At 54.7% G+C, this 23,371-nt stretch carries 21 protein-coding genes; 13 read left to right on the top strand and 8 right to left on the bottom strand.

The annotated features are described in order from the left end of the window. The first annotated feature begins 355 nt into the window (after positions 1 to 355). From EPA93_RS36270 to EPA93_RS36260, 3 genes are all read left to right on the top strand, one after another. The gene (locus tag EPA93_RS36270; protein WP_129892200.1) at positions 356 to 793 is read left to right on the top strand and encodes a VOC family protein; all 438 of its coding nucleotides are present in this window, start codon (positions 356 to 358) and stop codon (positions 791 to 793) included. 58 nt (positions 794 to 851) lie between these two features. Further along, positions 852 to 1,466, top strand: a complete 615-nt coding sequence (locus EPA93_RS36265) for a nucleotidyltransferase domain-containing protein (protein ID WP_129892199.1) — start codon at positions 852 to 854, stop codon at positions 1,464 to 1,466. A 683-nt stretch (positions 1,467 to 2,149) separates the two neighbouring features. Next, on the top strand, positions 2,150 to 5,836 hold the full coding sequence (locus EPA93_RS36260; protein ID WP_129892198.1) for a hypothetical protein: 3,687 nt from the start codon (positions 2,150 to 2,152) through the stop codon (positions 5,834 to 5,836). A 117-nt stretch (positions 5,837 to 5,953) separates the two neighbouring features. On the opposite strand, the gene EPA93_RS36255 is transcribed toward EPA93_RS36260, so the two are convergent. Continuing rightward, positions 5,954 to 6,709, bottom strand: a complete 756-nt coding sequence (locus EPA93_RS36255) for an SDR family oxidoreductase (RefSeq protein WP_129892197.1) — start codon at positions 6,707 to 6,709, stop codon at positions 5,954 to 5,956. A gap of 148 nt (positions 6,710 to 6,857) precedes the next feature. Here EPA93_RS36255 and EPA93_RS36250 point away from each other — a divergent pair, with 148 nt between their 5' ends. The 4 genes from EPA93_RS36250 (at position 6,858) to EPA93_RS36230 (ending at position 11,245) form a co-directional block, all read left to right on the top strand. Further along, positions 6,858 to 7,520, top strand: a complete 663-nt coding sequence (locus tag EPA93_RS36250; protein ID WP_129892196.1) for a sigma-70 family RNA polymerase sigma factor — start codon at positions 6,858 to 6,860, stop codon at positions 7,518 to 7,520. 194 nt (positions 7,521 to 7,714) lie between these two features. Next, the gene (locus EPA93_RS36245) at positions 7,715 to 9,094 is read left to right on the top strand and encodes a hypothetical protein (RefSeq protein WP_129885685.1); all 1,380 of its coding nucleotides are present in this window, start codon (positions 7,715 to 7,717) and stop codon (positions 9,092 to 9,094) included. Positions 9,095 to 9,247: 153 nt separating this feature from the next. Further along, positions 9,248 to 9,793 (top strand): UPF0236 family transposase-like protein, encoded by a 546-nt coding sequence (locus tag EPA93_RS36240; RefSeq protein ID WP_129892195.1) that lies wholly within the window; start codon positions 9,248 to 9,250, stop codon positions 9,791 to 9,793. A 933-nt stretch (positions 9,794 to 10,726) separates the two neighbouring features. Beyond that, complete coding sequence (locus EPA93_RS36230) at positions 10,727 to 11,245, top strand: hypothetical protein (protein WP_129892193.1); 519 nt, start codon at positions 10,727 to 10,729, stop codon at positions 11,243 to 11,245. Positions 11,246 to 11,360: 115 nt separating this feature from the next. On the opposite strand, the gene EPA93_RS36225 is transcribed toward EPA93_RS36230, so the two are convergent. Both EPA93_RS36225 and EPA93_RS36220 read right to left on the bottom strand, forming a co-directional pair. Then, a complete protein-coding gene (locus EPA93_RS36225; protein WP_129892192.1) occupies positions 11,361 to 11,951 on the bottom strand; it encodes a hypothetical protein in 591 nt (196 codons plus the stop codon). Positions 11,952 to 11,982: 31 nt separating this feature from the next. Next, positions 11,983 to 12,999, bottom strand: a complete 1,017-nt coding sequence (locus EPA93_RS36220; protein WP_129892191.1) for an abortive infection protein — start codon at positions 12,997 to 12,999, stop codon at positions 11,983 to 11,985. Positions 13,000 to 13,256: 257 nt separating this feature from the next. Between EPA93_RS36220 and EPA93_RS48720 the strand changes: the two genes are divergently transcribed. The 3 genes from EPA93_RS48720 (at position 13,257) to EPA93_RS36215 (ending at position 14,885) form a co-directional block, all read left to right on the top strand. Further along, positions 13,257 to 13,397 (top strand): hypothetical protein, encoded by a 141-nt coding sequence (locus tag EPA93_RS48720; RefSeq protein ID WP_165423632.1) that lies wholly within the window; start codon positions 13,257 to 13,259, stop codon positions 13,395 to 13,397. Further along, on the top strand, positions 13,390 to 13,536 hold the full coding sequence (locus EPA93_RS48715) for a hypothetical protein (RefSeq protein ID WP_165423631.1): 147 nt from the start codon (positions 13,390 to 13,392) through the stop codon (positions 13,534 to 13,536). Before EPA93_RS48720 ends, EPA93_RS48715 begins: the two co-directional genes overlap by 8 nt. A gap of 290 nt (positions 13,537 to 13,826) precedes the next feature. Further along, positions 13,827 to 14,885: a lysophospholipid acyltransferase family protein gene (locus EPA93_RS36215; RefSeq protein WP_129892190.1), complete on the top strand. Its 1,059-nt coding sequence runs from the start codon at positions 13,827 to 13,829 to the stop codon at positions 14,883 to 14,885. Positions 14,886 to 15,207: 322 nt separating this feature from the next. Here EPA93_RS36215 and EPA93_RS36210 read toward each other — a convergent pair whose 3' ends face one another. Continuing rightward, positions 15,208 to 16,050, bottom strand: a complete 843-nt coding sequence (locus EPA93_RS36210; protein WP_129892189.1) for an endonuclease/exonuclease/phosphatase family protein — start codon at positions 16,048 to 16,050, stop codon at positions 15,208 to 15,210. A gap of 590 nt (positions 16,051 to 16,640) precedes the next feature. On the opposite strand from EPA93_RS36210, the gene EPA93_RS36205 reads away from it, so the two are divergent. Both EPA93_RS36205 and EPA93_RS51350 read left to right on the top strand, forming a co-directional pair. Then, positions 16,641 to 17,861: a cytochrome P450 family protein gene (locus EPA93_RS36205; RefSeq protein WP_129892188.1), complete on the top strand. Its 1,221-nt coding sequence runs from the start codon at positions 16,641 to 16,643 to the stop codon at positions 17,859 to 17,861. A gap of 611 nt (positions 17,862 to 18,472) precedes the next feature. Further along, positions 18,473 to 19,033, top strand: a complete 561-nt coding sequence (locus EPA93_RS51350) for a YciW-related (seleno)protein (RefSeq protein WP_479723985.1) — start codon at positions 18,473 to 18,475, stop codon at positions 19,031 to 19,033. A 307-nt stretch (positions 19,034 to 19,340) separates the two neighbouring features. On the opposite strand, the gene EPA93_RS36190 is transcribed toward EPA93_RS51350, so the two are convergent. Then, positions 19,341 to 19,523: a hypothetical protein gene (locus EPA93_RS36190; protein ID WP_129892185.1), complete on the bottom strand. Its 183-nt coding sequence runs from the start codon at positions 19,521 to 19,523 to the stop codon at positions 19,341 to 19,343. Positions 19,524 to 19,789: 266 nt separating this feature from the next. Here EPA93_RS36190 and EPA93_RS36185 point away from each other — a divergent pair, with 266 nt between their 5' ends. Then, positions 19,790 to 20,662, top strand: a complete 873-nt coding sequence (locus EPA93_RS36185) for a hypothetical protein (protein ID WP_129892184.1) — start codon at positions 19,790 to 19,792, stop codon at positions 20,660 to 20,662. Between the two features lie 169 nt (positions 20,663 to 20,831). On the opposite strand, the gene EPA93_RS36180 is transcribed toward EPA93_RS36185, so the two are convergent. From EPA93_RS36180 to EPA93_RS36170, 3 genes are all read right to left on the bottom strand, one after another. Beyond that, complete coding sequence (locus EPA93_RS36180; RefSeq protein WP_129892183.1) at positions 20,832 to 21,695, bottom strand: LLM class flavin-dependent oxidoreductase; 864 nt, start codon at positions 21,693 to 21,695, stop codon at positions 20,832 to 20,834. Positions 21,696 to 22,019: 324 nt separating this feature from the next. Beyond that, positions 22,020 to 22,514 (bottom strand): DUF1579 domain-containing protein, encoded by a 495-nt coding sequence (locus EPA93_RS36175; protein ID WP_129892182.1) that lies wholly within the window; start codon positions 22,512 to 22,514, stop codon positions 22,020 to 22,022. A gap of 212 nt (positions 22,515 to 22,726) precedes the next feature. Beyond that, complete coding sequence (locus EPA93_RS36170) at positions 22,727 to 23,338, bottom strand: DUF3841 domain-containing protein (protein ID WP_165423630.1); 612 nt, start codon at positions 23,336 to 23,338, stop codon at positions 22,727 to 22,729. Between the last annotated feature and the right edge of the window lie 33 nt (positions 23,339 to 23,371).

The raw sequence follows: 23,371 nt of genomic DNA, 5'->3' as shown, positions 1-23,371 counted from the left end.
TCCATTAGGTATGAGTTATTCCTGCAAAAATGCCCCTGACATAGCTTCTCCTCTCCTCTTAACTCCTTGTTTCCTGGATGTGAACACAGGGCTTTCATCATTTCTATGCCGAAATATTACTTATTGGATAAGTAATATTTCAAAAAATTTGCTTAGTTATTAAGTTAAAAAGAGTATACATTGAGGTACAAAGAGTGTCAAGTGATCGAGAGAAAGGGCACGCTGACTGTTTGCTGTTCATGAAAGATAGCTCCCGCTCCTCATTGACAGGGCGGTTTGACTTCCAGATCAGCCTCAGGTAGACTCCCCTAAGAGATCAAAGGTAAGGCCGTATAAGGTGTAGGAGGTACGAGATATGAAAATCCAGAGAATAGATCATGTGGGCGTAATCGTCAATGATCTTGCGGCTGCAAAAGCTTTTTTTCTTGATTTTGGACTTGAGGTGCTGGGGGAAGGAGAAATGGAAGGCAAGATGTTGGATCGAATAGTTGGGCTTAATGACGCTAGAACAGCATTTGTAATGCTAGGTACATCCGATGGCCAGGCAAACATAGAGCTCGTCAAATATTATTCGCCCCCGGATGAACAAGGTATCCGGCCATCTCTGGCCAATACTCCCGGTATTCGGCATATCGCCTTTGTTGTTGAAGATATTGAAGCTATTGTAGCCAAATTGAAAAAGCGAGGGATGGAAATCTTTGGTGAGATCCAACACTTTGAAGGAAGCTATAAGCTCTGCTACGTTCGCGGGCCAGAGGGAATTATTTTAGAATTGGCGGAGCAAATCAAATAGATGCAATCTTTGCATAAGAAAAGAAGTACACACTATTTGGAAGGCAAGGTAGGCACACGTGACGAATCAATTTGGGTCATGGCAGCCGTGGCAACCAGAGGACGTGGCCAGGTTTTTTTCTTCACTCACCGTTCCCTGGTGGATCGCCGGTGGCTGGGCGCTCGATCTCTTCCTCGGCGTTCAAACACGAGAGCATGAGGATATCGATATCCTCTTTCTGCGCCGAGATCAGCACGAGATCCGCGCGCTGCTTCAAGGGTGGGATGTTCAAGAAGCACACCCGGAGCTATTACCCGGTTCGTGGCCCTTCCAAGAATGGAAGCGGGACGCACCTCTCGCAGCATCGGTCCACGACATCTGGTGCCGTCAGCACAAGAATGCTCCCTGGGCGCTCCAATTGATGGTCATCGATGCCGAGCAGGATCAATGGATTTCTCGTCGCACGGCACAGATTCGTGGTCCTCTCTCTACGCTGGGATCAATAAACGAGGATGGCATTCCTTATCTTGCTCCAGAAATTCAGTTGTTCTACAAAGCCAAGGGGCTACGCCCCAAGGATGAGGCGGATTTTGCCAGGACACTCCCCGCGCTTGATGGAAAGCGTCGAGAATGGTTGGCTCAATCCCTTGCTCTCGTCCATCCCGGGCATACCTGGCTGACGAAACTTACATAAATCTCATCTTCTTTTTCTCAAATAATCTGGTTCTTCACAGCCCTGGTGAAACAGAGCTGCGCATCTTTTTAAGAGCGATGTGACCGGCCATCATCCCCTCATCTCTATGTCGTTGCTGCAATGGAGCCGAGCAGCAGCGCGACCCATGCATCGAAGCCGCTGGATTTGGCAATTGTCAACTCTTCAGTACAATGTATTGCAGAGGTATGCTGTCTCACTTCCACATCAGGAGGGGTTGACACTGGACAGCATACTTACTCTCTAGCCGGTCCGCTCAAAATCTTGAGCCGTTGATCCAGGGAGAGGCCTCAAAGCTGCGTATGTTCGCCGAAAAGTCCCAGGTAGGCGGGCAACGCGCAAGCTCAAACTGAATACCTTCCATAGTCCAGTCCCAGGCTTAAGCAGACGGGCGGCTCTTTGGCGATTAGTGAGAGCTGTGTTTCTGAAGCATGAAGATACGCATGTCCGGCTTGCAGGGCTACTACTTATGTGGCCCAGGCCAAAAATTGCGTTCCTCCCTGGCTTGTCCACTACCCGCTAGCGCCGCCTCCCCTGCAGCTTTGAGCCTGGCGATGTTCTCCACTTGAGGAACTATTCATGTATTCACAATCCAGCAATGCGTACGCTAGCCTCATTTATCCCACCTGTAGAGCGTTATCTCTGGTCGCAGAGGAGGTGAGCTTATGATGGCAAAAGCTCGCTCCGGCCTGCTCAATGAGGCCGAGATTAGACGCGCCTATGCCCTGCTCACCGAGCCGGAACAGGTTATTGAGGTTCGCTGCCTGGATGCTTCATTGCGCAACGATAGTTACTACAGTGGAACGTATGGAGGCTATTTCAATAATGTGGGAAGCCTGCTCGCAGCCCTGGCATCTCTACGCGAGGCACACGGAATCTACCTCACCTTACAATCCTGTCGCAGCGAGCTAATCAATCGCGCTTGCAACAAGCTTATCCGCCAGAAAACCGGCAAGGGCACCTCCGATAAGGATATCACGCGCTACGCCTGGCTTCCCGTGGACTGCGATCCGCAGCGCGTCTCTGGCATCTCCGCCTCGGCGCATGAGCACGAGTTGGCCCTGGCGCAAGCCCGCTTGATCCGCGAAGCGCTGCGCGAGCAGGGCTGGCCCGAACCGGTGCTCGCCGATAGCGGTAACGGTGCGCACCTTCTCTATAAGATCGACCTTGCAGTCAACGATAAGCAACTTGTCGAGCGCGTGCTCAAAGCCCTGGCGGTCAATTTTAGCACGGCCATGGTGAAAGTAGATCAAAGCGTGCACAATCCTGCACGCATCTGGAAGCTTTACGGCACCCTTGCCTGCAAAGGCGACAACACGGCCGAACGTCCATACAGAATGTCGCGACTGCTTGAGGTTCCCAACCAGGTGCTGACGGTCCCTAAAACGCTGCTAGAAGCCTTTGCAGCTCTTGCAGACAGCATAAGTCAGTTAGAGGAGCCAGAGCCGTCACGAGCCGCTGAGCGCCAAAGAAGTCAGAGCCGCTCTTTTGATCTGGCGCAATGGATACAGGAATATAATATTGCTACCTATGGTGCTCAATCCTGGCAGGACGGCACGAAATGGCTGCTCAAACAATGCCCCTTCTGCAAGGAATGCGATAGGAGCGCGGTGTTGATCCAGTTTGCCGGCGGTGCGCTCAGCTACAAATGTCAGCATGAGCGCTGCAAGGACAAAGGCTGGTCCGAGTTCAGAACATATTATGAGCCCGAAGCTTACGAGAGGAAAATCCTGGCCTTTCCCCAAACCACGGCCGCCGATCAAGCCCCTACACACGGCTCTGCTGAGGCCCTGTCTCAAGCTCATACCCAGCGACTTAAAACTACAGGCGCTGGAGCACCGGGATCTCATTCTAGCGACGACGGGACAGCTATGCCACGTCCGGCGTTTCGTTCCCAGATTCCCCCAAAGGCTGACTGCGGGTTGCCGCGCTTTATCATCGGCGGCCAGCTACGTGAGCAGATTGAGAACGCTTTGACCCTGATAGAGCAGGCTAACCACCAGGAGCCGCGCCTGTTCCTCTACCTCTCTACAGTTTCGAAGGTCGAACAGGACGAGAACGGGCGCCCGTTTACCATGCAGATCGACCGGGCCGCGCTGCGCAACGAGCTCAACGAGGTGGCAAATTTCTATATCCTCAAGAAGGAAGGCGAGCAGGTGAACTTTGTGGATAGCAAGCCGCCGCGCGACCTGGCCGACCAGTTGCTTGCACTACCGCCAGGCAAGTGGCCTTTGCCTCCCCTCAAAGCGATTGTGGAAGCGCCTGTCTTGCGTGCTAACGGCACGATTCTTGATAAGCCCGGCTACGATGCGCAAACAGGCCTTTACTATGTGCCAGCCAGGGGTATGGAGCGTTGCCAGATTCCCGAGCAGCCCACGCCAGAGGATGTGCAGGCAGCAACTTCGCTCATCGAAAAGATCTTTGTAGATTTTCCCTTTGAGGGTCAGGCCGATCGCGCCAACGCCTACGCGCTCCTGCTCACGCCATTTGTGCGCTATGCCGTGAAGAAAGATATCCAGCTGGCCTTATTGGACGCCAACAACGCAGGAACCGGCAAGGGGTTGCTTGCTAACCTTGTCTCGATTGCCGCGACCGGCGAAACAACCTCGCCGATGTCGGCCAAAAACGACGATGACGAGTGGCGCAAGGCCATTCTTACCGAGCTGCTGCAGAGCCCGCGCATGGTGATTATCGATAATATTCGCGGCATGCTGGAATCGGCGACGCTAGAGCTCATGCTGACCGGCGGCGGCTTGAACGAGCGCATTCTGGGCCAATCTAAGAGCGCAAAGCCGAAAAATGAGGCCACCTGGATTGCCACAGGGAACAATCTGCTGATCGGCGGCGACCTGGCGCGGCGCAGCTATCGCATCCGTCTCCTCTCGCAAACTGCCAAGCCGGAAGAACGCACTGACTTCGCGATAGCCGATCTTGAGCAATGGATGTATGACCACCGCCCCGAGGTCGTTTCGGCCCTGCTGACCCTGGCCCGCGCATGGTACGTGGCCGGCCAGCCGCAGCCGCTCCATGTGCCGCGCCTTGGCAGCTTTACGCACTGGGCCCAGACGGTAGGCGGCATCCTTGAATATGCCGGTATCGAGGGCTTTCAGCAGAATCGGGACGAGCTAAAGAGCCGCAACAATGAAGAGGCTCAGGAGTGCGAAGTGTTCCTGGCAGCCTGGTACGAGGCCTATCAGGGAAAGTGGCTTTCCACTGCCGAGATCACCAGACATCTGCAGACTGAACAGAATCGGCGCGAAACTCAGTTTGAGAACGAACCCTCAGCAAATGCGCTGTTCGATGCCCTGCCTGCTTCCCTGCGCAAAGCCCTGGCCGAGCGACCTAAAAGCTTTGATGTCACGCTTGGGAGATGGCTTGGCAAGCGGATCGAGACCGTGTATGGCCTGGCCGGCTATCACCTGGAAAAGACAGTAGATTCTCATACAAGAGCATCTCAGTGGCGTGTCCTGCTGAGGGTTGCTGAGGGTTGTAGCACTCAAGGCGAAAATGATTTTGGAGAGCATTCTCTTTCCCCAAACCAGGGAGCGCCAGCTGGTTTTAATCTTCAGCAACCCTCAGCAACAACGGCAGCGGGACAAGAAAGCTTGCTTCAGGATGCAGCGTCAGGCAGCGCTACAGGCTCATCTATGCTCATCAGCGAGAAAAGCACGGCGCACGAAGCTGCGGAGGGTTCGGCAAATCTTTCTTCCGGCGCCCATTCTCTAGAGAGCGCAACCGAGAACTCGACGAAGCCTTCATCTCACACCTATTCTCTAGAGAACATGGAAGGTTCGGCAAGGCCTTCTTCCGGCGACCTTTCTGCCAATGATCAGCTTCTCTCAACGGATCACAAGAAGATCGAGCGTCCACAAACGTCGCTCATGAGCGATGCTGTAGAAAACACGGCTACAGACGCGCAACCGTCTCCGCAGGCCGAGACCAACGAGAACATAAGATATGCCCAGCCGCTGGCGAGCACAGAGGATTTAACGACGATTGTGCTTGAGGAGCAGGCTAAGGCAACACCAGGCGCCACCACGGCCGGAGAGTCTCCACATTCTGTACAGCAGGAGAACGCCGCCAATACGGCAGAAGATGAGCTGAGCCAGTATCGCGAACTGTATTATGCATGTGTGGCGCAACTCAAAAAGAAGCCGCCTAAGTTTGGTGATATGTTATGGTACGGCCCGGGCAGCGGCTGGAAGAACGGATTTGTGTCGCCCCAAGCGTACCTGCAGCGGCTACGCGAGCTCGGCCATAGCGAGGACAGATTGAAGTTCTGGGCCGGCTATTATGTGATGATCCGCGACCTGGGACGCGATGATCGACGCCGAAAACCAGAAGAAGATTAGCATTCCGGCTCACGCGCGCTCAATCCAGCAACTAGCGCAAACAAGGCCTGATTCCTTTGCACACAGCATGTAATTGCTCTTTACAGCAATTACACACTGTTTGATGCACACGCCCGGCTACCAGGGGATAACGCCTTCATGCGAGAAGAAGCCGCCACTGGGTCCATCGGCGGGCAAGGTAGCAAAGGCCACGGGGGCCCTCGCACCCTGTTCAGGGGTCAGATAGCCCCGGTGATAGTTACCGTCAGTGGCGACATAGCCAGGACCGACCGCATTAATCTTGATGGGCGTGTCTTGCAGTTCGCGAGCGAGGGAGACAGTCATGGAATTGAGGGCAGCCTTGGAGGCATCGTAGGCCAGGAAGGGCGGAGTTTGCGCCACCTCGGCGTTCGGATCACTGCGCTGGCTCATGGAAGCCCTCCCGCTCGACACATTGACGATACGCGCGGCGGGCGCCTGGCGCAGCAGGGGCAGCATGGCACGCGTCACGGCAAAGGCCCCGAACACATTGATCTCGAAGGTCTGGCGCAGATCTTCAAGCGTGAGCTGGCCTGGCAGTGTGGGCCTGCCTTCCGCGCTCGCTGACAACTCGACATTTGCGCCGGCATTGTTGACTAGAATATCAAGCTTTCCGTAGGCCTGCTCAATCCAGGCGGCGGCGGCATCGATGCTGGCCTGTCCGGTCACATCGAGGAGAAGAGCGTGAGCCTCAATCCCCTGAGCGCGCAAGTGCCGAGCTGCGGCCTCGCCTCGCTCCTGGTCACGTGCCCCGATAAGAACAGTAATGCCCTTTGCGCCGAGTGCGCTGGCGATAGCAAAGCCAATGCCCTTGTTGGCTCCTGTAATAAGGGCAATCAGACTTTCTTCCAACATGAACTTCCTTTCTTGTTGTGCTACATTTTGTCAGCCTCTTTCTGCGAGGCTCGGACAGAAAACGAGATAGCAGGGGCAGAATGTGACACGCCCCTTGTTCGCTGTCCTTAGCAGGGGATATACTCAGAGAAAAGATGAAAGCTGGGAGATGAGCAAATCCATGAATCAGGAGAGCCAGGCAGAGGCGTTCGAGCATTATCGGGCGCTGCTCTTTTCCATTGCCTACCGCATGACCGGCAATGTGCGTGACGCGGAAGATCTGGTGCAGGAGACCTACCTACGCTCGCAGATAAGCCAGGGAAAGGTGATTGCCTCTCCAAAGGGCTATCTGACCACGATTCTAACCCACCTGGCCCTCGATTATCTGAAATCGGCCCGCCACGCCCACGAACAGCCTGGAGGCCTCTGGTTCCCCGAATCGGCCCTCGCCGGGGAGAGCTGTGCGTCTCCTCTGAGAGATCTTGAGCGGCAAGAAGTGCTCGTGCTGGCTTTTTTACATCTACGCGAGTTACTCAGTCCAGCGGAGCGCGCCGTATTTCTCCTGCATGAAATCTTCGCATACCCATTTCGCGATATCGGGATCATGCTCTCAAAAAGTCCAGAGGCTTGCCGGCAGCTCTTTCACCGGGCCAGGCAGGCCTTGCAGGATCGGCGCCCCCGTTTCGAGCCGCCACGCCAGTGTCAGCTCCAGCAGCGTTTCCTTGCTGCCAGCCAGGCCGGAGACATGGCAACGCTGATCAAGCTCCTGCAGCAGATGTCATCTCTGGGACAGCTAGAGGTGGCAAAGCGCCGACGCCTCTCCAAGCAATAACAAACCAACATTTAGCACGGAACCTGACCTTCAGCAACGTTTCTGTGGGGAAAGGCCGAAGCCAGTTCGTCAACAAGCAATGCTAACTTAGTTTAAAAAGGTTGTGCCCAAAACGCGGGGCTAAAAAGGAGAGAGATGCCTGACTGTGGTAGGATGAAAAAAACCACGATATCCAGCCCAGAAAGGAATCTCTCATGCGCATACAAGTATCGCTCACCCTGGAACTGAATGCAAGCGCCGATCTGAGCCAGATGGAAGCACAGATCCAAGAGGCAGGCCAGTCCTGCATGCGCCAAGCGCTCAAAAAAGCGGTGGGAGCTTGGGAACAGGCTCACCGCAGCTGCCCCAGATGTGGCTCTCAGCTTGTCCGAACGGAGGGAACCATCCCTCGAAGCATCCTCACCCTCTTCGGTCCCGTCGATCTGACCCGCCGCCGCTTCCGCTGTCAGCGTTGCCAGAGGCGCTTCACTCCCAGCGGCATCCTGTTGGCTGGCTTGCAGCTCAGACGGGTGAGGGCTCCTTTGAAAGAAGCTGCCGTGCTCGCTGGCGCCTCCTGGCCCTATCGCCACGCCGCCGCCTGGCTTGCGCGCTTGAGAGGAGCGCACATCAGCGCCGAGGAGATCCGTCTGCTGACCAACCAAGCCGGAGCGAGCTGTGCCCAGCGGCACCTCAGTCAAGCCAGCCAGCAGCTGACCTCTCCCCCAGCGCCTGCTCAGGCTGCAACAGCCAACAGATCTTCCAGCCCCCAGGAGCTCGCCGTCATCGGCTTAGACGGCGGTTGGGTCTGCAGCCGGGAGCAACGAGGAGGCATGGAAGGCAAAGTTGGCGTGATTGCCAGCGGCTACGAAGGCGGCAAGGAGCCCGAGGAACCCAATGGGAACATGACCTGGTTCCATCTGGCCCGCTACGTGCAAAGCCACCGCCATCCTCCCCGGGTCCGCAGCCGCTGGAACACCCGTCGCTACGTAGCCACCTTTGCCTCCTCGCGCATCTTGGGAACCCTGGCGGCTCAGGCCTTGCAGGAGCTTGGCCTCGCTTCCCAGCCTCAGGTGGTGGTGGCCGATGGGGCTGGCTGGATCAAGAAAGAGACGGACACGCATTTTCCAGAGGCCCAGCGCATTCTGGATTGGCCCCATTTGTGGCGCACGATGCGCAAAGCCGCCAACGCGGTGCGCCTGCTGAGAGCGTGCAGCGCCAAGGCCCACGCCCAGCAGGTGGAGCATCTGGGCACCTGGTTGTGGAACGGGCAGGTCGAGCGGGCCCAGGCCCTGCTTGAGACCTGGCGTCAGGAGCTGGCGGCTCGGCAGGGTCCTGCGGGACCAGCCTTGCGACAAGCGATCACGTCTCTGCAGCAGCAGCGCGACTGGATCGGCTCCTATCAGCGCTGGAAAGAGCAAGGCTTTCCGGTAGGCAGTGGCATCATCGAACGGGCTGTGGCCCTGGTCATCAATCGGCGCATGAAACGACGAGGCATGCGCTGGTTGCGTACCAATGCGAGCGCCGTGGTCGCCTTGCGCGTGGATTTGCTCAATGCCGATTGGCAACGTCCTCGCTCCTCTCGTTGCTTTCCTTGATGCTCCATGGCCTCCCTGTGCTTGAGCTTAGCCCCACGTTTTGGCTAGAACCGTTTAAAAAGGTCGTACCCAAAACCCGGGGCTAGACAAGAGAGATTCCCAGCGGTGATAGGATAAACCAAAACCCAATCTTGTCACCGAAAGGAACCTCTCATGCAGATACAAGTATCGCTCACGTTGGACGTGAATGCAAACGCAAGCCTAACGCAAATGGAAGAACAGGTCAAAGAAGCAGGCCATCGCTGGATGCGCCAGGCCCTCAAAGAAGTGGTTGGGCAGTGGGAACAGGCTCATCGATCCTGCCGGGCATGTGGGAGCACGCAGGTACGCACGGAAGGCACCGTAGGCAGAAACATCCAGACCCTCTTCGGTCCGGTGTATCTGGCTCGTCGTCGGTTTCGCTGCCAGCAGTGCGGGCAACGATGCTGTCCGTCCAATGGGCTGCTTTCGCATGTCCATCTGAGCCGTGTGACCGAACCCTTACGTGAGGCGGCGATGATGGCAGGAGCCTCCTGGCCCTATCGGCAGGCCGCTGGTTGTCTCAAGCGGCTGACGGGAGCCCAGATCAGTGCCGAAGCCATCCGTTTGCTCACGAATGCAGAAGGCAAGGCAGCGGCTCACCGTCAGGCCGAACACACGGCCTCCTCGTCCCCCAATCTGCGTCCAGTCAGCCAGCCCCAGCCGATGAGCGCTGTGTGATTGGGTTGGATGGGGGATGGGTGTGCAATAGAGAAAAACGAGGGGGCATGGAAGGAAAAATCGGAGTGATTGCCAGTGGACAGGTCTGGGGGAAAGAGCCAGAGCAGCCCAACGGATCGATGACCTGGATCGAACTGAACCGGTATATGGAGCAGCATCATCACCCTGCAAGGCAGCGGAGCCGTTGGAAAAGGCGTCGGTACGTCGCCACTTTTGCAGATGCTCGCGCCATAGGCGAGCAAGCGGCGTATGCGAAAGAAGCCCTCGGGTTGCACCATCATCGGACCATTGTGGTGGCAGATGGAGCTCATTGGATCAAAAAAGAAGCAACGATGCACTTTCCCGATGCCCAGTGCATTTTGGACTGGCCGCATCTGTGGCGAACGGTGCGCACAGCGGCCAACCTTGTCGGAATGCTGACCCAACACAGCCAACACGAGCACGCACGCGTGGTGAACCAGTTGGAAACATGGCTGTGGAAAGGCGAGGTGGAACGGGCTCAAGAGGTGCTCAAGCAGTGGCGAAGCGAGTTGGCTGGACCGCATTCTCATCGGCTGACCGCTCTGCGGCAAGCGATCACGTATCTGGACAGGCAGCGAGAGTGGATTGGGTCGTATGAATACTGGAAGCACCAAGGCTATCCGGTGGGCAGTGGCATCATCGAGCGAGCGGTGGCGCTGGTAATCAATCGGCGGATGAAGCGGCGTGGCATGCGCTGGTTGCGCCGCAATGCCACCGCCGTGGTGGCGTTACGGGTCGACCTGCTCAATCACGATTGGTCGATGCCTGCCTCTACTCGGGTCTTCCCCTAAATGGTTGAGGTGGCCCCAGGTTTTGGGTAGAACCGTTTAAAAAGGGCGCATTCTGGCCGGATAGGCCCGTATACTGAGGACTGAACGCGAGAATCGTTTGCCTATAAAAGGGAGGCTTCGTATGCCAGAAACAACTCAGGATATCGCTTACCTGCGCACGCTTGAGCAGGTTGCCACAGACTATCAGCACCGTCCAAAGCTAGTCAGGCCGGGCCAGGCGCTCAGCACGCCCCAGGTCTATCTCAAGTGGTACGATCTCTATCCTGAAGCCATGCCGATTGAGGCTCAGCAGGCGGAGAGCGCACGCACATTTTTCCGCGCCGAGCTTGAGGCGGGTCGCTTAGCGCTGCAGAACGAGCTAGGCTTTATCATTCATCACCGCTGTAGCTCTGTCTTCATTTTCTACGTCTGCACCTGGCGCAACGAAAATGAGCTGTGGGAGACCATCTATTACCGAGATGAGAACTCGCCCGAGAGCTTCCAACGCCTTGAGCGCGAGGCAATCACCCCTACCTATTGCGTCTGGGTGCTAGGAGTGGTTGGACACGAGATGCAGGCCTGGACGCGCTACCTTTATACACAGCGCGATGAGGCCGCCAAATATGCCTATACGCAAGATCAGCTGAGCGGCCAGGTCTAGCCAGCAGGCCTATCAGCGGTCATAGCTCAGGCGATGTGCAGATTGCTTACGCTGACTATGAACACCCTGCCTAGAAGTCGGCGAGAGCCTGCGCACCGCTCTGGTTATATATGGCTCATCGCTCGCTAACATTGCGCAAATACTCTTTATACACAGTCTCACAGCCGCGCACCAGGCTGCGCAAACGCTGGTGCAGCACTTTACGATCGCCTCTGGCCAGCTCTAGAAAGAGCACATGGTAGTAGTAGTGGACATACTCTTTGATCGCCGGCCTGGCAGCTTCCAGGCTCTCGCCGCGCGCAACGCCGCTGCCATACTTGCGGCGCTCCTGCAGCCAGAAGGCCTCCATCGCCACATAGATCTGTTCCTCAAGTTCCTGCGCGACGCCGTTTTGCTCGCTAATGATCACTTTATGCACAGCCAGGAGGGCTCGCGCAATGGTGGACAGCTTCTCTTTGCGGGGTGAATAAAAGGCCAGGAGCCGCTCCACAAGCTGTTCATAGCGCACAATCGGCGGGATAAAGCCAGGATCGTTCATGGCCGCTAGCTCGGCCGCAATCTGCGGCTGTTGGCGCAACCACTCTTCGACAAAGACCGACTGGCTCTTCGCGCCCCGCACTTTCTCTAGCGCGGCAATCAGATTGGGCGAAAAGGCTAGCGAGAAGCTCACCTTTTTCTGTTCAGCGTCAAGGCGCGGACGACTCATGGCGTTTTCCTCCATCGCAAATTATATTGCTCTATCTTACCTGATGCAGCCTATAATATTCGGCCACGGCAGCAAAAGCTTCCTTTGGCTCCCAGGGCAGCTCTGGATAGCGCGTGCCACAGCCATTTGCCAGGCTTTTGACCAGGCTATAGCTGGCCATGTCCAGATCATAGCGCGCATCCTCATGCGTAGGAAAGGTCGGCGTGACAAAGGTGAAAACAAAAGCGCCCTCAACGCCAACGTTTTCGAGGATCGCGAGCATCTCGCTGAGCTCCCTGGCCTGCAAAGCTTCGTCGCGCACATACGTACCGTTGAGCTGCAGAGGGCTGGCAGTAAAATCAAGAATATCCCAACCCCTCCCGCCTGCCTGCTCGGCGCCCTGATAAGTGCAGCAACCGAACTCGCCGATGATCAGCGGCTTGCCATACCCAAGGTAGCGTTTGAGCAAGTCGCCATACTTCTCTCTGATGCGCGCCTCGCGATACATATCGACACCGACGAAATCGAACGGGCTCCAATCGACAGTTTCTAGCGGAACCGAGAAATACGTGAGCTGGCCCCGAAAGACCGCCCGCACGGCCTCGTTAGCTTTACGTAGAAAGGCGTTGAGCGGCCCGTTATGCGCGCCGGCCTTGATCTGCTCCCACATGGCCGGATTGTGCAGGCGTTCAAGAAAACTGTTGCCCTCGACGATACCTTGCATGAAGAGTGTCAGTTCTGAGCCCACGCTTAGTATCAGGCGCTGTGGGAAGGCTTTGCGCAGTTGCTCGGCAGCTAACGCGACCCTGCTCAGATGGTCAAGCGTCTCCGCCTGGCTCCTGTCCCACATCTCCGGCGAGAGCCAGACTTCCAGCCCTTGCTTAAGGGCCTCCTCGCTGGCCAGCATCAAGCGCTCAAGATCAAGACCACAGATGCGTACAGCATTACAGTGCAAATCTTGCCTGATAATCTCAAGCTCGCGCCGCAGGATGTGCGGGTCAAGGACGGGACGCCAATTATCGCCCATCATCACGCGCCCTACATCGTAACATACGCCATTACGTTTCATCGCGAAGTCCTTTTCCTTAAAACTACAGGTGAGAAGGAGAGGTTCGCTACCTCTAACTTGCTTCTGCCATATCTTAATAATAATTATTTAAATAATTTTTGTCAAGTTCGTAAGAGAAGCAAATAGCTAGCCTGGCAGACCCCACAATTTCAAGCCTGGTCCCTATGTGCTACGCGCGGACAGGCTGACTCGACAAGCAAAGAAAATGTGTGCATAAAATCTAACAGTTTTTCAATTTGTATTAAAGTGATAAAAAAATGGCTTTCATTCTTGATGCCTTAACGCCGGCCCTGTTGAAGGCGCTTTCTGTGCGCGTAGCAGAGGCGCGAGGTGAGCCCACTCAGGCCGATCAGCCTGAGGCAAAAGAGCTTATGGAAACCACTGGCCGAGATGCTTGAGCGCATGTTAACGCTGCCCGCAGGAGCCAATCTTGCCGCCGGCAAAGCTGCACTACGGCAAGCGCTGGAGATGGTCCAATGGCAATATAGCGTTGCCTTGCTTCCAATCGGGAAACGCTACTGCGGGGTGCAAGAATGACCATGGTAATCATACTTGATAGAGGATTTAGAACCAGGCAGACCGGGCAATTTCCGCAAAACTGAGGACGGCTTTGCTAGCATGGAGGGATGTGTATTCTACTGTCATGCTCCTGGTCATCGTCTGCGCAACAGGCTGTTTCTCCCCCAAAAGTACGAGAAATCCCTCCCTCTCGCGGGGATATCAAGCTTGCCTCTTCCGTGTTACACTTTTCCTGAGCGAGGAAGATCGTTGCCAAGAAGTGGACTGAGCGTGCGGAGCTTCCTGAACAAGAAAGAGATAGCCTTACAATGCCTGTTTATAAGCATCCTTTAAAGCTTGCCATGAAGAGCAACCCGCGTAGTGAGCTACTTGTGCAGCGTAATGCGGCAGCGCTATATGTGGCACAGGTACAGAATCATACGTGGGAGAAAGCGATGAAATTTGTCAATATTCCCTTTGGCTGTCATCTAGCAGCGCTTGCCTTCTGCCTGGCATGCCTATTGCTCACGGTGCCTTATCCCGAGCTGCTTAATCTCTATGCAGGGCTTACCCTGCCTCCAGTAGTCGGGATTATCCTCGCTCTACTGGCCACCTCGCTGGTGTTCCTTGCGTGCACACGGTTTGGTAGCGCTGCCGCTTTCCCGCGCTTTATGGCCCATATAATCGTGCGCAAAACCAGCCACACCTTCCTCAGACACACGACAATGTTCACCGTTGAGGGCCTGGAATGGGTGCCCCAGAGTGGACCAATATTGATAGCTGCCCGTCACTTTCATCATCTCTACGACGGCTGTGCATTGCTAAGCGTTATACCACGCCAGTTGCATATACTCCTGGCGCTTGATTGGATAAAGCCGCCCTGGCAACGAGCACTGCTGGAGCGCGCCTGTGCGCTTCTTGATTGGCCCATCATCTTGCGGACTGAGCGTCTCACAGCATTTACGCCTTCCGAACGGCACGCTTACTCATCCAGCGATCTGCTGCGCTATTTACGCCGCGCCATCAGCGCCTCGATCCGCCTCCTACATAGAGGCGAGGTCCTGGTGATCTTCCCAGAAGCCTATCCAAATATCGATCCGATCTTTACACCCAAGCAAAGCGAAAATGATTTCCTGCCCTTTCGGCCTGGTTTCAAGCGTCTGGTCGATCTTGCTGCGCGCCATGGATCTGTCCCGGTCGCGATTATCCCCACCGGGCTCTATTACAAACGCTTCAAACGTTGGCATGTGACGCTGCGCTTCGGTCAGCCCCTCTTTCGAGACGATTTTGAGAATACGAACCAGCTCATTGCGGCTGTAGAAGAGCGCGTCCAGGCACTATCGGCTCCTGCTCTGCTAGAAACAGAGGAAGAGGCGCAACAGCAATGAAGTTCCTTTCTTCTGAGATTCTAGCCACCTGCCAACGGAAGATGACTTGTTTTTCTAATATGTCCGGCGAAAGTCGCGCAAATAGTTTCTTGGCAGAATTGCTTGCAAGATTGCGTTGATAGGAGCTCCCATCAAGATAGGTTCAGGGTTCTGGCTCATCTATGCTGCCTTCTTTCTCTCTTCAAACCCTTGATACAATAGGTTGATTTTCTTACTACTTTAACATAATTCAGATAGATAGAAAAGCAACCTATTTGGTAGTCGCTACATGGAAGGATCTATCCTTATAGCAGCTTGACGCGCCGTTCGAACTAGCTTGTTTTCAGGCATGGGGCAGCACGAGATCAGCGACGAGGCCAAAATGGTCGCTAGCCCAGACGCCATGAAGTGGCTCGGCAAAGATGCGCTGGCAGGAGGCTATTTGAAGGGTTGGGCCTCCATGTTCCCCACAGCGCACGAAGATGTAATCGATCCTTCCAAAGGGCCAGTCCCAATCAACCATGAGCGGATTGGCCGCGGTGAAGGTGTGGCCAGCTTCGTCAGGATGCCTGCTTTCCCAGGCATCGCGATAGCAAACGCTCATCTCGCCCAAGGACTGCCGGCCAGTCCAGAAGCGAATGCTGCTTGCCTGGGGATCTGCATCCAGGTCACCTACCAGGACAACGTGCTGGCTTTTCCGAGAAACGCGCTCCTCCAGGACACGTGCCGCGACCACGGTTTGCAGCTCCCGCTCATAGGCAAAGTTCAGTTGCCAGTTGGGAAAATGGTTGGCGAAGAGCAACGGTCCCACTGGCGCGGGAGCCTGGACTTCCGCAATAAGCGTGGCGCACGGGAAATCCTCAGTGCGCGGGGTGACGTGCAGATCTACCTCTTGCACGTTGTCTAGAGGCCAGCGGCTGGCAATGGAGATGCCCATGCCTTCGGGATCGCGTCCCTGCTGATGGCTGATGTTCCAGTCGGGGCCAAGCAGGTCACGCATCTGATCATAGGCGTCGCTCTTGATCGATTCCTGGAAAGCTAGCAAATCGGGCTGCAATGCCTGCAGCCCAGCAATGAGGGCTTCCCGGCGCTCAGTCCAGGCGCCATGCTGCCCCCATAGATTGAGCGTGAGGACGCGCAGCCCAGCGGGGCGCGGCAGACTGCCCGGGAACTGGTTCTTGGTCATATGCCTCTCCTTTCAATCCATACAGAATAGAAGCTTGATTGGAGGCATGTCAAGCTCAGCAGGCTTTACTGCAAACTAAGCTCACCAGCACAGATCCACGAGTCGCTGTCCCGTCCTTTTTCCATTGAAGCGGCCCCCGTGCAACGACGATTAGCTTTTTGCTCAAGCCTATTATCAACCAAGGCAAACCCCGAGGTCTGGTGTAAGAAAGAAAAGTGTTTCCAAAACCGCAACTTTTTCCTAGCCTGGATCTCAAGTAATTGCTATGCTTAAGAGCGTAGGCGATTTGATGGAAGTTTTATCCTGATTGTAGAGCCGTATTCTGCCCGGCTACCTGCCTGGCAAACTCTTGTGGTAGCAGTACTTCCTATCCAGAAAGTAGGCACGAGAGCAAGCTCACGCGCCATGGAGCGTGAGAACAGAAGTAGAAATGAACTTGTATTAAATCTTTTCGCCATCAAATCGGATCATAGGGACCAGTGGCCAGGTTTGTCGTCACCCACGGCAAACCGAACTACAAAGATGCGCCATCGGTTCTAGCAGTCTATCAGATTCAATACGAAGCTTCATAAGGCTTTTTAAGGAGTAAGATGCAAGGAAAGCAAGACACTTTAGAGGTATACACTCCCGAATTTTTCTTGAATCCCGAGACGCTGTATGTGCAACTACGTGCATCCCGTCCCGTGTGCCGGGTAAGGTTGCTCAATGGCACAGAGGGCTGGTGGATCACGCATTATGAGGATGTCAAGGCCGCACTCAAGGACTCTCGCCTGACGAAAAATCCCCACAGCGTTCTCCCGGCGAGCGAGCTGGAAGGGATCGATGCTGACGTGCGCCATCTCTATTCGCTCATTACCAGCCATATGCTCTTCTCTGATCCGCCTAATCATACGCGGCTGCGTTCCCTGGTGAGCAAAGCCTTTACCCCCGCCCTGATCGAGCAGTGGCACGACCGCATTCAGAGCATTACTGATGCTTTGCTCGACGCCGTACAGCCACGCGGCACAATGGAAGTCATCCATGACTTTGCCTTCCCTCTCCCCATTACCGTTATCTCGGAAATGCTGGGGGTGGTGCAGGAAGATCGCGAACAGTTCAAGGCCTGGTCACAAGTGCTCGTTGGCAATACTTCCACGCTTCATGCGCTACTCCCCGTCATATCAGAGGCCAAGGCCTTCTTGAATTACCTCTTCGCCTTGATCGAGCAGAAACGAGAGAGCCCGGCGGATGATCTGATCAGCAGATTGGTTCAGGCGGAGGAGGCCGGCGACCAGCTTTCCGCAGACGAGTTGGTGAGCATGATTTTCCTCTTGATCATTGCAGGACACGAGACAACTACAAACTTCATCGGAAACGCTGTGCTGGCGCTCTTACAACACCCTGACCAGATGCGCGCCTTGCAAGAAGATCCCACCCTGCTGCAAGGAGCGATTGAGGAGCTCTTGCGCTACGACACGCCGGTCTTTAGCACAACTAACCGTTGGGCGCGCGAAGATCTGGAGATCGGCGGTCAGCAGATACGCCGGGGCGAACTGGTTCTGCTGCAACTGGCCTCAACCAATCATGACGAGCAGATTTTCCAGGACGCTGACACCTTAGATCTGAGGCGCCAGGCCAACCAGCACCTCTCCTTTGGCAAAGGCATTCACTATTGCCTGGGAGCGCCCCTGGCCCGTCTGGAGGGACAGATAGCCATCAGCACCCTGCTGCGCCGCATGCCCAACCTACGCCTGGCTGTCGATCCGCACACGCTGACCCGACGTCCAGCTATTCTGATCCACGCGCTAGAAAAGCTGCCTGTAGCCTTTTGACGCCGCAGGTCGAGGAGCTTCGAGGGGCTCCAAAACTGGCGTGACCAGAACCAGCAGAGCCCTGGCATTGTACGCTTCCCCTTCGCCTTCGTCCATGCACGGGTTGCCTTCTATCCTCCCCGTCTGACTTGGCTGCGCGCGGGCCAGGATGAAAGCGTACAATGCCAGGCAGCGGCACGCATACATCTTTTCTTCTAGCAACAATACTCTCTTTATATCGATTTTTAAATATTTATCTCTATTGAGAGACTACAACAAATTTTCAAGCAAAATAGATATGAATTTTCAATACTTTATTTTTCATGAAAAATTAGCAATAAAAGAATATAAAAAAAACAGAGAGCTCATTTAAAGTTATGTCAAGTAAAATATCTATATTACAATGGAACAGGTGCCAGAGCTTGCAAAGCAGCAGCCAAAACCGTACGATTGATGGGTGAGCTGCCCGGAAGAGGCCACATGAGCTTATCCCTTGCCAGGATAGCCGATGGCTTATCTATTTCCGGCTCTCCAGGGCCAAAGCCCACGGCGTTCTAGCCGGACGTCGCCAGCCTCGTTACTAGCAGGCAGGACAAAGAAATATAGCACTTAGCAAGAAAGAGGTTTACGCAATGGCACGAATCGAGGGAGTAAATCCCGAAGAGGTAGAAGATAATTATACGCGCAAGGTTCTTGACGCACAGGCTAAGGCCTGGGGCGCCCCCCTGCTCAATCACCTGGTCTATGCGCGCAGGCCCTCTATCTTCCGTGGCGCGCGCGCCATGTGGACGGGGCTCGCCACTTCGGGTCTGATCGATGAAAAGCTACAGGCGCTGGTCAATCGGCGCGTGGCTTCGCTCAACGGCTGCGAGTTTTGACAGGATATCAATGCTGCCGTGGGCAGTCAGTTAGGTATCTCTGACGAGAAAATTCTTGCTCTTGCCGATTATGCTAACAGTCAGCTTTATAGCGAGGTCGAGCGCATCACGCTTGAATACGCAGATAATATGACGATCAGCGGACGCGAGGTAAGCGATGAATTCTTTGCGCGCCTGCGCCAGTTCTACACAGATGACGAGCTAGTTGAACTGACTGAGATTATTGCCTGGGAAAACGCCTCAAGCAAATTTAACCGGGCTCTACGCATCCCCTCTCAAAAGCTCTGGAAGCGCCAGGGTACAGCCACATCCTGAGCATATTCTAATGGGCTATTTGCATGTGCGAGTATACTGAAAAGAGGAGAGGTAAAGGCGCGCAGATCGCCTTTTCCCCGCTCCACATTGAGGACTCAACCTGACATAGCACGGTTTTACGCACGATGGGCAGGCAGGATGTGGGATACATCAGGCCTGCTCACTCTCTTTTTGAATTATCCCCGCCTGATATCCGCTCCTCATCCCTCTGCTAGCCCTCCTTCGCGAAGGTAGCATTCACGTCCCAGGGCTGCAAGCTAATCACTAGGCATAGCAATGGTGGCAAGTCTCTATCTGCGCGCCTGGCTTATAAAGTACGAAACAGCAAAACGCTTAGAACTGTAAGCACTAAAACAACTACGAAGATGAGCCCATACAGAAGCGGAAGACGTGGCTTAAAGCTTGTCTCATATCCACGCTCCCGGTGTTGACGCTCCCATTGTATTTGCTCGGCGTCAAGATCCGGATGCTGCCTAAAATTCGACGGCATAATTTCTCCTGCTCCTTATTTCAGTTTCACGCTTTCGCACAAGGGGCCGCTGCCAAAACCTGACTATGCATAAGTAAGTAATACCACAACCTACCGAGATCCCTGGCTCTAAAATACACGAAAATACATTTTTAGCTAAAAATGTTTTAAATTTCGTAAAAATTTTAATTTCTTGAATTGAATTTTTACTTATGGTAAGCTTACAGAGTCAAAGACATTGCAGGTCATCTCATTACCTGCTAGCTTGAAAGGATAGGAAAGCTTTCATGCAAGAATCTACCCTTAACCACTTTCGCTCTTTCGGTCGTTTCACTTATCCCGGTCTCTATCAGGAAAAGCTCCGGCGCGATCTGCCTGATGATATCGCCGCAACGGGTCGGCTCGTCAAACAGCAGGTCATCCACAAAATGACGCTCAAGTTGGGCCGCCAGGGCGTAGCCATCAATCCTGCCTACGGCGACATCAACAAAGTACCGTGGTACCGCCAATCTGAAGACGACTACTTCCCGACTGCGGCGGCGATACTGGCTGAGCTCTATCATCGCGACCCGCGCGGTTTCGTACCTGATCGTACGCAGGAGCACAAATTGATCATTACCTGTCGCTTTGTGGCGATCCTCACAGCCTCAATCCTTAAATCAAGAGGGATAGCGGCCCGCGTCCGCTGTGGCTATGCGCCCTACATTTCTTCCGATCACATTGAGGATCACTGGATCAACCAATACTGGGATAGCGCGAAACAACGCTTGATTACTATCGATGCCGATACCTCTCTTGAAGTGCGGCCCTTCGATCCCTTCGATATGCCAGCCGACGCCTTCACTTTTGCCGCCGATGCCTGGCATGCAGTGCGCAGCGGGGCACAGAATCTTGCGGCCTATCGCTTCCACGCTACGGGCAAACTCGATGAGCTTGCGGCACAGGTGTTCGCTGACTTCCACTGCCTGATGAATAACGAGATTCCTTACACTCATTATCCTGTCTTCATTGACTCGGGTTTCGAGAACAATGAGGAGAAGCTACACGAGATGGATTCCTTTGCGCGCCTTATGCAGCGGCCCGATGAGAACTTTGCGCAGTTGCAAGACATCTGGGAGACGCGGCACGATTTCCGTCTCCTGCAAGGTCCATTGATCTAAATCAGTGCGCACCGAGCAGGATAGTCTATCCATACTTATAAAATAGTTAAAGTTGTTAGTTGTCACGTCAGTACGTAATTTTGTACGTACGTGGGGACGTCATGCTTTTCTGCAGGCGGCTCTGAAGGGTAATCCTTCAGAGCTTGCCCGATAAATAGTGCCGGCGGGGCTAATCTCCAAGGCCGATCACGTCGGCAAGCAAATCAACCTGGCGCGGATCGGGATCGTTGCCCATAAAGATCAACTCGTCGCAGCCGATGCGCGCAAAATCGGCCACCGCTGCCGTGATTTGTTCCGGCGAGGTATGGGCTAAAGAGATGCCATATTGCGCATATTCGTCGCCAGCAAAGGCATAGTAAGGCCCAATGGCTTGGGATACTGCGGCCTTCGCTTCAGGACCGAGGGCATACATCACTGATGCGACGATACGCGGTGCCTGGGCTCTCCCGGCTTCCGTCCAGGCCTGTTTGAGCTGAGGCGCAAAATCCAGCACATCTTGCACAGTGGCATCTCCAACGATCCAACCAGTGCCGCGCGTGACAATCCGGCGCAGGGCCGCTTTAGAAGTACCGCCAAAGAGCAAGCGCGGTCCTCCGCTGGACGCAGGCCGAGGGCCAACCTGATCAGTACCGCCCGCTATGGTAGCCAGGCGCTCCAGGAGCATATCGAACTGCTTCCCTCGGCACCCGTAGTCGATGCCACTAACTGCAAAATCGTCATCCCTGATCCCCGGAACAAGGCCTAATTGGAGCCGACCCGGACCAGCAAGCTGATCCAGAGACATGACGGCCTTGGCAAAGAGTGTGTGATTGCTGCGTAGCGGAGCAATAAGCGTACTGGTAAGCAGCTTGATGCGGGAGGTGGCTCCGGCAGCTGCAGCCAGGGTAATCAGCGGTTCTGGCGTAGACCAGACCAGGCGATCGCTGACGCTGAGCGTAGAAAATCCTCTTGCCTCTGCCCGCTGCGCCCAGCGCACCAGGGTTCTACCATCAACCTCCGGCGCATGACCCGGGAGCCCAATACCGATTTCCATGCTTCAATACTCTACCTTTCGTATTTAATGGTCGGTGTTGTCAGCCTTGCCCCATCTCTCAGGGCGCAAAATCTGCTTGTTCTCCCATTGTAAGGCTAGAAGTTTGTTATGGTCATGCGGCTACAGCCCAGTCTTTAACTGTACAAAAGGACAGGAATATTACAAAAACTTTTCTCTGCGACTTGAGGGAAATTGGAAAAATAACTGATCTTTGCGTTTGGTATCGTTTCCTTGACGGAACAAAAACGCCTCCACCCGGTAATTATGTTGTCAGGTGAAGGCATCTGTAGACAGATAAACGATGAATCGCTCCAGTTTTCTTTGCTACTCCTCCTCATATCTACTGAAATACATGGTCCAGTTCACCTCCCAGGTCTTGCCAAAATCGGCGGAACATGCCTGCTCCCAGCGGGCTGAGTCGTGCGTGATGTCGGACCAGATAAAGCGCGTAAGGATACGCTTGCCCTCTATAGCATCAAGCGAATAAAATGTTCCAAGCCCCTCCTTGAAGCTCCCAAAAACCCCGTTATCTAGCGTGGTATACTTGCTATCCACCCAATAGATGCCCCACTCCTGTGATGCCGGATTATAGATGCGCAAGGCTATAGCCTTCACTAGCCCGTCCTCTCGCTCTATCTTATGCTCCTCAACGTTAGCTAGCCCACCCATGACCTGGTAGTTCAATACGGTCCCTTCACATTCCTGCCAGTCCGTTGAACCCTGGAGTCGCAGCCGCAGTATTCGATGATGGACCCGCCAACGACCCAGCAGAAAATCAAAATCGGCTCGTCCATCCTGCTGCTTCTCGATTTCACTCATAATATCCCTCCTGCCTGTTTGCTGATCTATATAAGTAGTTTTCTCATGTACTCTATTCTAGCCAGCAAATAGTACAGCGGAAAGGGCCACTACCCGCCAAAATGAAGGGGCCACTGCTCGGCTACCCTTAGCATAGAACGTTCTATCCATCGTAGATATATATGTAACGGAGCCAGGCCTAAGCATGCTGAGCCGGAGAGCAGCGAGGCCAGCTAGAGGGAGGCACTGTAAGAGCTGCGTGGACGGAAGTAGGTGACTTCCTTGACCTGCTCGATGCGCAGCTCTTCAAAAACTCCCTGGATGCGCCACCCACCACAGCGATACTCGTCCCAATGCTGACTATCCAGATCAAAGACAGCTTCCCAGCTTCGCTCTATCAACTCTTGCCTATTCTGAGCGGGATCAAGCCGCTTATACTGCTGGGCTTCCGCCTCTGTTCTGCTCACATATTCGTTACTCAGGGCGTTACACCAGGCATAGAAATGAGAACAAAGCACATCCTCAGCGGGCAAGAGCAGTTCTAAACGCACGGCCAGCTCGTCAGCCGGCAGATAATGGAGCTCAGGGTCCCGGGAACGCAGGTCCGGCTTTGCCCTCTCTTCCTTCCACTGGACCCAGGCCCACCAGGGATAATGTCCCTGATAGCGGCTCAGACGCTGCGCCATCTGCTGACGCATCCAATCATAGGCTCGTAGCATCATGCGATCATAGATGGTCGCGTGAGGGCTGCTGATGCCGGGGATACGTTGCTGATCAAAGTACAAGAGTTTTTCCTGCTGCAACTGCTCCCATAGCACAGCTCTGGCAGTCATCCAAACGTGCAAGCCTGGTTCCTTTCTACAATGCATGCAACAAGT

Origin of the sequence: Ktedonosporobacter rubrisoli (assembly GCF_004208415.1) — a bacterium.
GTDB classification, from domain to species: domain Bacteria; phylum Chloroflexota; class Ktedonobacteria; order Ktedonobacterales; family Ktedonobacteraceae; genus Ktedonosporobacter; species Ktedonosporobacter rubrisoli.
The sequence above is the reverse complement of the archived record's forward strand: the minus strand, read 5'-3'. Positions and strand labels throughout refer to the sequence as shown.